At 66.0% G+C, this 12,949-nt stretch carries 11 protein-coding genes; 9 read left to right on the top strand and 2 right to left on the bottom strand.

Going from position 1 to position 12,949, the window contains the following annotated elements; genetic code table 11:
• The first annotated feature begins 50 nt into the window (after window positions 1-50).
• The 8 genes from AB6732_RS06760 (at window position 51) to AB6732_RS06725 (ending at window position 9,776) form a co-directional block, all read left to right on the top strand.
• Entirely contained in the window at window positions 51-1,319 is a 1,269-nt protein-coding gene (locus AB6732_RS06760) for an ATP-grasp domain-containing protein (protein WP_370959235.1), read from the top strand.
• 12 nt (window positions 1,320-1,331) lie between these two features.
• Window positions 1,332-2,765 carry an FAD/NAD(P)-binding protein gene (locus AB6732_RS06755; protein WP_370959234.1) on the top strand — a complete coding sequence of 478 codons (1,434 nt, stop codon included), beginning with the start codon at window positions 1,332-1,334 and terminating at the stop codon, window positions 2,763-2,765.
• Between the two features lie 62 nt (window positions 2,766-2,827).
• Window positions 2,828-3,733, top strand: a complete 906-nt coding sequence (locus tag AB6732_RS06750; RefSeq protein ID WP_370959233.1) for an EamA family transporter — start codon at window positions 2,828-2,830, stop codon at window positions 3,731-3,733.
• 596 nt (window positions 3,734-4,329) lie between these two features.
• On the top strand, window positions 4,330-4,803 hold the full coding sequence (locus AB6732_RS06745; RefSeq protein WP_370959232.1) for a hypothetical protein: 474 nt from the start codon (window positions 4,330-4,332) through the stop codon (window positions 4,801-4,803).
• 149 nt (window positions 4,804-4,952) lie between these two features.
• Complete coding sequence (locus tag AB6732_RS06740) at window positions 4,953-7,436, top strand: glycogen/starch/alpha-glucan phosphorylase (RefSeq protein WP_370959231.1); 2,484 nt, start codon at window positions 4,953-4,955, stop codon at window positions 7,434-7,436.
• A gap of 161 nt (window positions 7,437-7,597) precedes the next feature.
• Entirely contained in the window at window positions 7,598-8,848 is a 1,251-nt protein-coding gene (locus AB6732_RS06735) for a flavin-dependent oxidoreductase (protein WP_370959230.1), read from the top strand.
• Window positions 8,845-9,312 (top strand): MarR family winged helix-turn-helix transcriptional regulator, encoded by a 468-nt coding sequence (locus AB6732_RS06730; RefSeq protein ID WP_370959229.1) that lies wholly within the window; start codon window positions 8,845-8,847, stop codon window positions 9,310-9,312. The genes AB6732_RS06735 and AB6732_RS06730 overlap by 4 nt, the downstream gene beginning before the upstream one ends.
• Window positions 9,309-9,776 (top strand): DUF3237 domain-containing protein, encoded by a 468-nt coding sequence (locus AB6732_RS06725; protein WP_370959228.1) that lies wholly within the window; start codon window positions 9,309-9,311, stop codon window positions 9,774-9,776. Before AB6732_RS06730 ends, AB6732_RS06725 begins: the two co-directional genes overlap by 4 nt.
• 59 nt (window positions 9,777-9,835) lie before the next feature.
• Here the strand turns inward: AB6732_RS06725 and AB6732_RS06720 are convergent, their stop codons facing one another.
• Window positions 9,836-11,239, bottom strand: a complete 1,404-nt coding sequence (locus AB6732_RS06720) for an MFS transporter (RefSeq protein WP_370959610.1) — start codon at window positions 11,237-11,239, stop codon at window positions 9,836-9,838.
• Between the two features lie 243 nt (window positions 11,240-11,482).
• On the opposite strand from AB6732_RS06720, the gene AB6732_RS06715 reads away from it, so the two are divergent.
• The gene (locus AB6732_RS06715) at window positions 11,483-12,391 is read left to right on the top strand and encodes a helix-turn-helix domain-containing protein (RefSeq protein ID WP_370959227.1); all 909 of its coding nucleotides are present in this window, start codon (window positions 11,483-11,485) and stop codon (window positions 12,389-12,391) included.
• On the opposite strand, the gene AB6732_RS06710 is transcribed toward AB6732_RS06715, so the two are convergent.
• A complete protein-coding gene (locus AB6732_RS06710; RefSeq protein WP_370959226.1) occupies window positions 12,357-12,947 on the bottom strand; it encodes a hypothetical protein in 591 nt (196 codons plus the stop codon). The two genes, AB6732_RS06715 and AB6732_RS06710, sit on opposite strands and share 35 nt — an antisense overlap.
• Window positions 12,948-12,949: the final 2 nt, after the last annotated feature.

The following is a 12,949-nucleotide window of genomic DNA, read 5'->3' as shown; positions in this document are numbered from 1 at the left end:
GACTGGAAACTCGCATCGGGCCCACGTAGCCTCCGGCAAGGTTCTGGCAGATGCCGGGCGTTTTTCAAACATTGGGGAATGTTGTGCGTGTACTTGTCATTGATCCGCTCTCCAGCGGTCCAGAGCTCGTCTCTCACCTTGAGAAACAAGGGCATGATGTCTTGTCGTACTTCCAAGATGAACCCGCCGCGGCGGCGGAGGCCTGGACGGAGACCGTGGTCGAAACCGCCCTTCAGGGACTGGCTCTCACCAGTGGCTTTGATCACATTATTGCTGGGAGCGACTACGGGGTCGTGGCGGCTGAGGTGCTGGCTGCGCGAGCGGGGCTGCCGTGCAACGATCCTGAGCTGATCTGGGCGCGCCGGGACAAGGACGCGATGGTGTTGGCCTGCGGTCAGGCTGGCCTTCGGGTACCGCAGTCATGGCGGATCACTTCGGTCGATCAGATTGAGGCTATCCGGCCCGAAGTGGCGCGCCTGGCTAATGGAGTGGTCGTCAAACCGGCCTCCAGCGCCGGCAGCGATTCGTGCATCATCTGCCACTCTGAGGAGGAGATCCGTGAGGTCGTTTCCGGCCTGCTGGGCAAGGTAAACCTCCTGGGTGTTCGGAACACGAGCTGCATTGTCCAAGAACGGATTGTTGGGGAACAGTACTTCGTCAACACGGTCACCACCGATGCCGAACACCTCGTCACCGAGTTCTTCGTCTACGGCCTGCTGGAGCAGGACGGCCGGCCCCACATCTACAATGCGATCACCTTGCCGGAGTCCGGCGAGCTGTTCGAAACGGCGAGAGATTTCGCGTTCGCGGTCAACGACGCCCTCGGGGTGCGTTTCGGAGCCTCGCATACTGAAATGCGTCTGACTCCAGAGGGTTGGGTTCTGATCGAGTACAACGGCCGATCCATGGGCCCGGTGGTCCCGGACGAGGTCTACCTTCCGGCGCGCGGGTTCAGTCAGATATCGCTGTGGGCCGACTGCATCGCCGGTGGTGTTCGGAAGGCCGCCGCTGTCAAGGATCGTGGCCAGGCAGAGCACTGCGTGGCCTGGCACATGCCCCAGCCCACCCATTCCGGGGTCCTGGTCAGCACGCACTGGGAGCTGCTGGAACAGCTCCCCTCCTTCTCGCTGGTGGCCCGACAGCCGGCGCCGGGCGAGATCGTCGATCTCTACAACCGGGTCACCACGGCATCCCACGGGCTGGTCTTCTTCTCCGGCCCCAGCACGGAGGAAGTGGTTCAGGATCTGCAGCAGGCCCGATTGATGGAACTTGACGGGGCTCTTTTCACGATGGCGCCGGCCACTCCCGCTCACGTCTGAGGGAGAACTGTTATGCATATCGCACTCATCGGTGCCGGAGTGGCTGGCACTGCGGTCTTTCACCAGTTGCTCACAGCAAACCCGACCGAGATTTCGATCATCAGTCAGGACGTCCCTGGCTGTTCCGAAGCCTTCACCGGGGCAGCCCAGTGGCATCTGGCCAACACCAGCAACGACACGATGTCACTCATTCCTGGCGACCCGCAGCACTACACGAGCTGGCTCGCCCGCCGAGGTATCGACACATCCGCGACCTTCACCGGTCGCAGTGTCTTCGGCAGCTACCTCGCGGAGACTTTCGATGCTGCTCTTCGCCGCTTCGACGAACGCGGAACTGTAGTGAACAACATCCGGGATACGGTGACCGGCATCACCCAGGAACCGCTCGGCCGGCCGCGAATCGCCCTCGCCTCCGACGCAGTCATAGAAGCTGATCACGTGATCCTGTGCACTGGCCCGGGCCGGCCCCGGACGCTGTCTGCGCTACCGTCAGAACCTTCCGAGGGATACTTCACCACTCCGTACTCCACCGAGTTCACTCAGGTGCTCACCGCCAACCCCGGTGCCCGTGTTTTGATCTTGGGCTCGAAGCTTTCCGCTGTGGATGCCGTCAAGACATGCCTGAAGAATCAGGCCTCCACGATGATGGTGAGCCGATCGGGGCAGCTTCCCTCTGTCAGGACAGACCTTGCGCTCCACTGGGCTGGGACGAGTGCGCCCGATACTGAGCACAGTGCATTCATCGATTTTCTGTGCGCCTCGGAACACCCCGAGAAGTTCCTGCGTCACATTCTCAGTTCACTCCCCCGAGCTATAGATCCGGGAGAATCCCTCTCGCAGGACCCGCTGTCCCTGCTTCGCCAGGAGTTGGACGCGGCCCGTACGGGGCGGAGTGAGTGGCAAGACTTGGTGGGTCCGATGATCGAACAGGCGAACCTTCTCTGGCCGGCACTGCCTGAAGCCACAGTCAAGCGCCTCAAGGCGATCACTGCCCGCTACCTGAACCGGTACGTTTCGGCCATCCCGGCTGAAAGCGCCCAAGCGTTGCTCACAGGCGCCGAACAGGGCTTGATCAGTGTTCGTGGAACGCCTCACTCGCTACGCCGTGAGGACAGGCGCTGGATAGCAAGCTGGGGCCCCGGGAGAGATGAATCGTTCGATGCCGTCGTCAGCGCGCTCGGCCATCAAGGATCGCCTTGGACGCTGACCGATGATGGCATCACCGCCACCTCCTCAGCCGGCGTCCTGCCAATCGCGGTGGACCTGAGTGTTCGTATGCCCGGCGCCGCCAGGAACCGGGTGTGGGCAGTCGGAGCTCCCACTGGCTCGCGGTTCCCGGTGGTCAACTATGTCCGGACGGCGGTCGTTCAAGCCGAACGCGTCATCAATCAGCTCAACACCCCTCGTCAGACCCGGCACGCCCACCGGCAGCCGGCTCACACCTAGGCCTTACAAGGACCACCTTCATGTCATCACCTGCATCAACGACCACCACCCCCAAACAACGAATGCGAACCACTTCTGCCAGCGCGGGCGCCGCCGTGGTCGCCGTCGCCGTCATCTGGCAAGGCATTGGAACCGCCTTGGTCTCACACACCATCTCCCCGGCACTCGGGACATACTCCACCTTCACCGCATTCCTCCTCGCCGCCCTCATCGGCGTGATAGCAAAGGTCACCTCCGCCAAGCGGACCCCGTCCGGCGCCGGGGAAGCCCTCCGGATGAGCCGTGCCGAGGTCATTGTGTTGAATCTGGTCACCGCCGGGGCATTCGCCTGCTTCTACGTCGCCGCCACACTCATCCCGGCAACCGCCGCGAGCGTCATCGAAACCGGCCTCGGCCCTATCGCGGTCGCCATGGCGCTCCTGGGCACCACTCGGAAGCCCCGCACACTCCTACACCCGACCATCGTGCTCCTCGCGGCTGCAGCCGTCGCTGTCGCTGTCTTCGGCGTCGCCACCGTTGACCCGGGCCTGAAAATCGCCGGGATTTTGCTCAGCACGATAGCCGGAGCCTGCGCAGCTGGCGTGCTATTGATCTCCCGTCGCCTGGCCGGCCGAGGAATCGACGCCCTGAGCATCAGCGCCGCACGGTTCCACCTGGCCTGGGTCCTCTGCGGCGCCATCGCCTTACCCACCATCATCGACACCCACCAACGCCTGGAGACGCTCATCGGCGCCGCCGGCATTTCCGTGATCGGCATCAGCCTCCCGATCCTGCTCTTGCAGTGGGGCATCACCAAGGCCAAGCCATTGGCGTCGGCTTTCATCATCTCCGCCCTGCCCGCAATCGTTCTCGCCGCCGACACTCTTCTCGGTGCACCTCTCACCCCCATGATCGCGTGCACCATGGGCATCCTCGTCCTGGTCTTGCTGGCCGGACTCCGCCAGCCCCGGAAAGCTCAAACTGCATAGAGCCGACACGTCTATCCGGCTCCAGCCAACAGGTGCTGCAGTACACCGTTGTGGTTCAATGCGCCCGAAGCCGTCACGACCTGTGCGCATGCGCGGTTCTAACAGCATGCTCAATCCACTCTTGGCTCGCCAGCACACGACCGCACGGCGCAAGAAAGTTCATTTTGCCTCCCCGAGGCGGAAGGTCAGAGTGACGTTGAGGCCTGTCTGATATGTAAACCAGACCTCACGTAGGCGGTCAATCGAGCAGCCACGCACACAGGCTATTCAGTGCGCTCATGCACCGTCTGGATTGGACCTCCCGAGGGTGCTCTGTCGAGCCCGCGGAACGACACCATTGACCCGGTTCAATCGACTGCTACGGAATCACCATATATCTTGCTACAAATCGAGAATTTCCTCTCAATTTAGTTGGCGTATTTAATAGGTGACATACACCAACTAAATCGAGAACGGACAGTCGTGTAGCTGCTGCGGCGACGTCGGCATCTCCACAGCAGTAGCCGACCAAGCTCTGGTCGCGCGCGGCATTCTCGCTTAGCCTGACTCCACGACTGCTCATGGAACGCCGCGGCAGAGATGTGGAGAGTTCTTCGATGACCGCCGACCGAGACATCACGCTTGACACGTCCGTCGGTGTCAGCTGGATCGCTCTCGTCTGTGTGCTCGTGATCATCGGCGGATCACTTGTCGCGGTGCATGCGCTCTGGCCTGACACATTCTTCGACGTCGCCGTATGGGTGGTCGTCGCTGAGGTGATCGGACTCCTGGCTGCGGTGTTCATCCGCCAGGCGAGGCGCCGCCGTCGGGTTCAGCGTTCCGGACGTGAGGCGATCGGCGTCGTCGAGAGCTCGGAGCCATGGCTGAGGCAGGGCCAGGAAGGCTCAGAGGACACGATCGGTGCTGTGGTGACCGTCGTCTTCGCCGATCATGAGGGGCGGATGCGCCGGACGATCCAGTCCATTGAGGGCAGCCTCTCCGTCGGGCAGCGCGTGGTGCTGCGCTACCTTCCGGACCGGATCGATCACCGCGACGGCGTCGTCCTCGTCAGCACCCGAACGGTGTCCTGAACGCGTTGAGAGGCCCCGCCTGTGCCCACCACGCCCCTCCCCTGCGCCTTTCTGATCATTCGGCGCTCACCTGGATCGTTACATGACAGCCGCCCGAAATATTCTCGACAGACACTTTCGCGGACACCTGCGTCCTATAGCGTCGTGCCATGTCTGACACTCCTGTTTCTCACCCGCTCGCACTCGGGCCGGTGGCCCCACCCGCCAGCACCGTGGACGGGTTCGTCCAAGAATTCCTCAACAACCTGAACTTCCGTCAGGGCGTGGCGCTGTCGACGTCGAGCGATAACGACCGCTACTTGGCGCTGGCGCAGACCGTGCGGGACTACCTCATGGCCCGCTGGCTGGAGGACCAGCGACGCCAGCATGAGCGCCAGGCCAAGGGCGTCTGCTATCTCTCCGCCGAGTACCTCCTGGGCCGGCAGCTCGACAACAACCTCCTGGCCAGCGGCCTCAATGAGATCGCGACCGAAGCCCTCGCCTCCTGCGGCATCGACATCGATGAGCTCCGCCGCCTTGAGGTCGAACCGGGCCTCGGCAATGGCGGTCTCGGCCGCCTCGCGGCCTGTTTCGTCGATTCCCTTGCCACGATGAGCGTCCCGTCCATCGGGTACGGCATCCGCTACGAATTCGGCATCTTCCGTCAGACGTTCGTCGAGGGCCAGCAGGCTGAACAACCGGATCAGTGGCTGGCCATGGGCTCCCCCTGGGAATTCCCGCACCCCGAAGCCGCTCAGACCATCTCGTTCGGCGGCCACACCGAAACCTACGAGGACAACGGCACTCAGAAAACCCGCTGGATCCCGGCGTGGGACGTCCAGGCTGTCCCCTACAACTACATGGTGCCCGGATACCGCAACGGCCGCGTCAACACCCTGCGCCTCTGGAGTGCGGAAGCCACCAACGCTTTCGATCTGCGCACCTTCAACTCCGGCGAGTACTCGGAGGCCGTGCGCGCCCAGACGTTCGCGTCCAACATCTCCAAGGTGCTGTACCCGGAGGACTCGACCCCGCAGGGCAAGGAGTTGCGCCTTCAGCAGCAGTACTTCTTCGTGGCCGCCTCGATCCGGGACTTCCTGGACCGCCAGCTCGCCAAGGGTTTCGACCTGAAGAACCTGCCCGAGCGCGTGATCTTCCAGCTCAACGACACCCACCCGGTGATCGCGGTACCCGAACTCATGCGCGTCCTGGTGGACGAGCGGGGCCTCGAATGGGCCGAAGCCTGGGAGATCACCCGCCAGTGCTTCGCCTACACCTGTCACACCCTCCTGCCGGAGGCCCTGGAAGTCTGGTCGGTGGACCTGCTCGGGCGCCTGCTCCCCCGCCATCTGGAGATCATCTACCGCATCAACGAGGAGTTCCTCCTAGCGGTGCGGGAACAGTTCGGCGACGACGAGCTGCGGATCCGCAACATGTCGATCATCGGCGAGCACCCGGAACGCTCCGTCCGCATGGCCTACCTGGCCACCGTCGCCGGATCCAAGGTCAACGGCGTCGCCGAGCTGCACTCCCAGCTGCTCCGCGACAAGGTGCTGCCCGACTTCGCGGCGTTCTTCCCCGGCAAGTTCACCAACGTCACGAATGGCGTGACGCCGCGCCGCTTCCTCCGCCTGGCGAACCCGGGGCTCTCCTCCCTCATCTCGGACACGATCGGCTCCGGCTGGGAGACGGACCTGGACCGCCTCAGAGAGCTTGAGCCGCACGCGGAGGATCCCGCGTTCCGCGCGGCATTCGCCGAGGTCAAGGCCCATAACAAGGACCGGCTCCGCGATGAGCTGATGCTCCGTGACGGCCTGGTGGTGGGTGAGGGCCACCTGCTCGATGTGATGGTGAAGCGTCTGCACGAATACAAGCGGCAGATGCTCCAGGTGCTGCATATCGTCACGCTGTACGAGGGCGTGCAGTCCGGCCGGGTCAAGGCATCCGACATCACCCCACGCACGTTCATTTTCGGGGCGAAGGCCGCCCCGGGATACGCGATGGCGAAGCGGATCATCCACCTCATCAACGCGGTCGGATCCGTCGTGAACGAGGATCCGCGCGTCGAGGGCCGGCTCAAGGTGCTGTTCCCACCCAACTACAACGTCACCCTCGCCGAGCGCGTGATCCCTGCTGCCGACCTCTCGGAGCAGATCTCGCTGGCCGGCAAGGAGGCCTCGGGCACCGGCAACATGAAGTTCGCCCTGAACGGCGCCCTCACCATCGGCACGGACGACGGCGCGAACGTCGAGATCCGTGAACTCGTGGGCGATGACAACTTCTTCCTCTTCGGCATGACCGAACCGGAAGTCGCGGCGCTGTGGGCCAAGGGATACCGGCCCAGTGAGTTCTACCAGGGCAATGAGGATCTCCGCCGCGCGATGGACCTCATCGCGTCCGGCGCGTTCTCCGGCGGTGACCGCTCGACCTTCGAACCGATCGTCTCCAATCTGCTCTACGACGACCGTTTCATGGTGCTGGCGGACTACGGTTCCTACCTCCAAGCTCAGCGCACCGTGGATGCCGCGTACGCCGACCAGGACGCCTGGACCCGTTCCGCCATCCTCAATGTCGCGCGCTGCGGCTTCTTCTCCTCCGATCGCTCGATGCGGGATTACATCGACCGGATCTGGCACACGCCGCCGTCGCTCTAGACCGGTCGCCATCACCCCTGACAGAGCCCCGGACACCACCTTGGTGTCCGGGGCTCCGTGGTGCCCGCCCCTCTCCCCCGGCTCGCCTCTTGCGGCAAAATAGTTCAGATGCAAAACTATCTTCATCACCCGTGGTGCAGATCACAGACGAAGGAGTCTTCATGCGCATCGCCATTGCAGGGGCCGGCATCGGCGGCCTGGCCCTCGCCCTCAGTCTCGAGGCGGCAGGCCTCCGGGACGTCGTTCTCTACGAACGCAGCCGTGAGATCCGGCCCTTGGGAGTCGGCATCAATCTGCTGCCCCATGCCGTGCGGGAGCTGGACGAACTGGGCCTGAGCGCGCGGATCCGTAGCCTCGGCGTAGGACCGGAGGCGCTGAGCTACTTCAACCGGCATGGCCAACTGATCTGGTCCGAGCCGCGCGGGCTGGCCGCCGGATACCGCTGGCCCCAACTGTCCGTGCACCGCGGTCGCCTGCAGCTCGCTCTCTACGAAGCGGTCCGGGAGCGGCTGGGTGACGTGGTTTGGACGGGGCACCGACTCTCTGCGCTCCAGGACCGACCCGACGGCGTCACCGCCACCTTTGACACCGCGGACGGTCCGGTGGACGTGGACGCCGACGTGCTGATCGGCGCGGACGGCATCCACTCGGCCCTGCGCGCCCTCCGTTATCCCGAAGACGGCGCGCCCGTCTGGAGCGGCCTCACGCTCTGGCGCGGAACGGCGCGAGTCGCCCCTTTCCTGGACGGCCGCACCATGATCATGGCGGGCGACGGCGAGCAGAAGTTCGTCGCCTACCCTCTCGAACCACTCGACCCGGCGACCGGCACTCAACGCGTGAACTTCATCGCCGAGCGCCGCGTGGCCGGCTCGGCGGACGCCGACTGGAACCGCGCCGTCGACCCCGCTCCCATCGCCGAGCTGTTCCGCGGCTGGTCCTTCGACTGGCTCGACGTGCCGGGTGTCATCGCCGGTGCCGAGGAGATCCTCGAGTACCCCATGGTGGACCGCAATACACTTCCCCGCTGGAGCATCGGCAGGACCACGCTCCTCGCGGACGCCGCCCATGCCATGTACCCGAACGGGTCCAACGGGGGTTCCCAGGCCATCCTCGACGCCCGCACGCTGGCCCATCACCTCGCGACTGCGGCGACGATCGAGGATGCCTTGCAGCGCTACGAGGAGGATCGCCGCCCCGTCACGGCGAAACTTCTGGAGATGACCCGGCAGACCGGTCCGGAACGTGTCATGCATCTGGCCTACGAGCGGGCTCCCGACGGCTTTGAGGACATCCATGACGTGATCCCGGCCGAGGAGCTCGAGGAGATCGCGGCGTCCTACAAGCGTGCCGCAGGTTTCCACCCGGAGCAGCTCAATGCGCGGTCTTCGCTGAGTGTGGGAGCCGGGGCATGATCGTCGACGCCGCACGACTGGCCGCCGTCGTCTCGCCGCTCCGCCGGACCCTGCTCACCGTGACCCGCGCCCGTGCCGATCTGCCCGACATCCCGGATGCCCAGGTTGAGATCCTGCGCGCCCTGCCGCGCGGAACCGCGATATCGCCCGGGGAACTCGCCACGACACTGGGCCTCAGCAAGTCCAGCGTCAGCAACCTTCTCGCCACCATGGAGCGGGCGGGACTGATCAGCCGGCGCCCGAGCCCCGAGGACGGACGCGGAGTTCAGGTCCGTGCCTCCGAGGACGCACTCCTCCACTTCGAGTCCTTTGACGCCACGTCCACGACCGTGATCCTGGAGGCGGTCGCGCGTTTGACCCCCGAGGATCAGCAAGTCCTCGTCGCGGCGGTTCCGGTGCTGGAGACGCTGCGGGACCTGGTCGCCGCGGGTGGCCGTGCGCCGGACTCCGGGGTCACATCATGACAGTGCTGTCTCCCGTACCCGGCCTGGAAGCGGCCTTCGATGTCGAAGTGAGGGTCGGCGCACCGGCCGACTATGGCGTCACCCGCGCCGGTCACCGCCGCGTGGTGCCGATCCTCGGTGGGAAAATCTCCGGTGAGCTGGTGGCGGAGATCCTTGAAGGTGGCGCGGACTGGCAGCGCATCCGTCCGGACGGCGGCTGCGAGATCGATGCCCGCTACAGCGCCCGGACCGAGGACGGCGACCTCTTGTATCTCCACGCCGAAGGTCTCCGTATCCCCAGTCCTCAAGCAGCCGAAGCCCTGGCCCGCGGTGATCAGCCCGGTCCGGACCAGTTCTACTTCCGGACGACCGTGTCGATCGAGACGTCGACGCCGCGGTGGGCCCACCTGGAACGGTCCCTGTTCATCGCGTCAGGTCTGCGTGACGCGGACACCGTGCGCTACACCGCCTACCGGGTGAGCTGACCGTGCACGACGGCGGGCCGCCGGCCGTGAGCAAGGTGCGGCGCCGCCGTCGTCGTCGGTCAGTTCACAGTCTGTTCGCGTGCAGCGGGCCGCCGCAGGAAGACGGCGAGCAGGACGGCCATCGCCAGGCAGACGCCTGCGTTGACGATGATGGCCGTGGAGAGGCCGCCCAGGATCGCGTCCGGTCCGGCGGCCCCGGCGCCCGCTCCGGCCAGGTGTGCCGTGACGATGGCGCTCATGATCGGGATCCCGAGCGTGATCCCGATCTGCTGGCTCATGGTCGCCAGACCGGTGGCGAGGCCTTGCTCGCTGTCGGGCAGTCCCGAGGTCGCAGTCACGGTGAAGCCGACGATGACCACGAGGTTGGCCACTCCGCCGACGAAGGTCGCGATCAGAAGGAGGATGATCGACCCGGGTTCCGGACGCAGCAGCACCAGGATGCCGGTGGCGATGGCCTGCACGGCGAAACCTCCGGCCAACGCCCCCTTGGTGTCGAACCGGGCGATCGCCCGGGGCCCCAGGAGACCACCCAGGACGGTGCCGAGACCCAGGACCGCGAAGGACAACCCTGCGCCGAGCGGGCTGTACCCGAGGACACGCTGCAGGTAGAGGGTCAGGAGGAACACGAGGGACGTCTCGGTGGCGAAGGCCATCAGACCGGCCAGATTACCCCACGCGATGGCCGGACGGCGCACCAGCCATAGGGGCACGAGAGGTGCGGCGGCCCGCCGTTCCACCAGGACGAAGGAGAAGAACAGAACGGCTGCGGCCCCCAGCGCGAGGAGCGTGAAGGGTGAGGTCCAGCCGGTCTCGGCGGCCTGAGTGAGCCCGAGGACCAGTGCGAACAGGCCGAGCGTCACGGTGATCGCGCCGGGCACATCCAGGGTCTGCCGCTTGGCCGGACGGCTCTCGTGGAGTACCAGCGGACCGGCGATCAGCACGGCGAGGGCCACCGGGATATTGAGGAAGAAGGCCCAGCGCCAGCTCAAAATGTCGGTCAGGAGGCCGCCCAGCACGGCTCCCGTGGTGAACCCCGCCGCCATGAGCGCGCCGTTCAGACCCAGGGCCTTCTCCCGCAGCGGGCCCTCCTCGAAGGCGGCGAGGAGCAGCGCCAGGGCGGACGGGATCACGAGCGCCGTGGCGACGCCTTGCCCCACCCGGGCCGCCAGGAGCAGTGCCGGTTCGGACGCGATCCCGCCGGCGAGCGATGAGATGCCGAGAAGCGCCATGCCGGTTAAGAACACTCGGCGTCGGCCGAGCAGATCGGCGACCCGTCCGGACAGCAGCGTGAGTCCGGCCGCGCACAGCGAGAACGCCGTGGCGATCCATTGCAGATTCTCCAGCGCGAAGCCCACCTCTCTGCCGATGACCGGAAGCGCGACGTTGAGGATCGAGAAGTCGACGGCGAGCGTGAAGCCCGCTGTCAGCAGCACCACGAGCGCAATTCGCTGGTGCCGGGTCATCGTGGTGCTCGTGTCGCCGCCGCCTGGGCTCGCACCGCCGTCCGGTGTGGCGGCGGGCGTCCCGCTGTCCGTGTGCGGTCCCGAGGGAATGGTCATGCCATGGCTCCTTGCTCGTGGGGTCGATCCCGCCTCAGGTGGCGGTGCCTTCACTGTGCGGCGGTTGCCGGATCGCAACCAGACCCGGCCCTGCCTAGCACTCCCAGGGACAGGACAGCCGCCTCTCCACGGGGCAGAATGGCTTCCATGAATCCTCAGAGCGAACTCGGCGAGTTCCTTCGGCTCCGCCGCGCCGGCATCCAGCCGGATGACGTGGGCCTGCTGCACCACGGGGTGCGGCGCGTGCCCGGGCTGAGGCGCGAGGAGCTGGCGATGCTCGCCGGGGTGAGCCTGACCTACTACACCCGGCTGGAACAAGGTCTCAGCACCAATGCGTCGGATGCCGTGCTCGACTCTCTGGCCCGGGCCCTCCGCCTGAGTGCCGACGAACGGATCCACTTGTTCGATCTGGCCCGGCCGACGAAGAGGCCTGGCCGTCGCAGGCCGGCCCGCCCGGATGCAGCCCGGCCGGGCACCATCCGGTTGGTTCAGGCCATGACGGGAGTGCCCGCCGTCGTCCTGGGCCGTCTCGGCGACGTGCTCGCGTGGAATCCGCTGGGGCACCGCCTGGTGGCGGGCCATCTGGACTTCGAGGCGCCTGCCGTGCCGGAGACGAGACCTAATCTGCACCGGCTTCTCTTCCTCGACCCGCACACGCGCGAGCTCTACTCGCGCTGGCCCGAGGAAGCGTCCCGCGCCGTCGCATCGCTGCGCCTGCTGGCGGGACGGGCCGACGACGGCGCGCTGGCCGCGCTGATCGGTGAACTGACGCTCCACAGTGAGGAGTTCGCCCGGCTCTGGTCCCGGCATCCCGTGCAGAATTGCGTCTCGGGCGTCAAGCTGCTGAAGCACCCCGAGCTGGGTGAACTGGAGCTGTCGTTCGAGGTGCTGGACTCCCCCGACGACTCGGGACACCGCATCCTCCTGTACACGGCGGAGCCGGGCAGCCCGGCCGAGGAGTCGCTGAAGCTTCTGGGGATCCTGGCGGGGTCGACCGGCAACGCCGTGCCGGACGCCGGAATCAGGCCCGGGCCATCCTCTCGACCAGTCGTCTGAGAGGATCCGGGACCTCGCTCGGCTCCAGTTCGGCCGCGAGAGCACCGGCCAGGAGCTCCTTGCGTCCTGACGCGACCCCGCAGAAGCGGTGAAGCTGGTCGGCCAGGGGCCGGCCCTGCCACGCGGGCTGCTGCTGCAGCGTGGCGAGCTTGGGCCCGAGCCCGAGTCTTTCGATGACCGCCACCGTCCGGGCCGTCCCCAGAGCGCGGATCAACTCCTCCTCGAGGTCGGCGTGGCACACGAAGAACCCTCGGGAGGGCAGCTCACGTTCGTGAGCCACTCCGAGGCCTGCCGCTTCCAGTGCCCACAGCACGAAGCGCACCTCGCCGGCGTCGCAGAGACCGAGAACGTCGGATTCGGGCCTGGTGTGGACGATCTCCAGCAGGACCCGCCGAACGTTGGTCACTCCTCCGAGATCGACCAGATGCACGGACGAGAGATCGACGCCGAGGCGGAGGGCGACCGCCCGTACGGCCGCGACATCACTGACTCCCTCGAGGAGCACGGTGGACGCGCAGAACATCTCATCGGTCTCCGCCCAGGTCAAGCCCTCCATAG

Origin of the sequence: Arthrobacter sp. RCC_34, from assembly GCF_041360795.1 — a bacterium.
Lineage (GTDB): Bacteria > Actinomycetota > Actinomycetes > Actinomycetales > Micrococcaceae > Arthrobacter_E.
The sequence above is the reverse complement of the archived record's forward strand: the minus strand, read 5'-3'. Positions and strand labels throughout refer to the sequence as shown.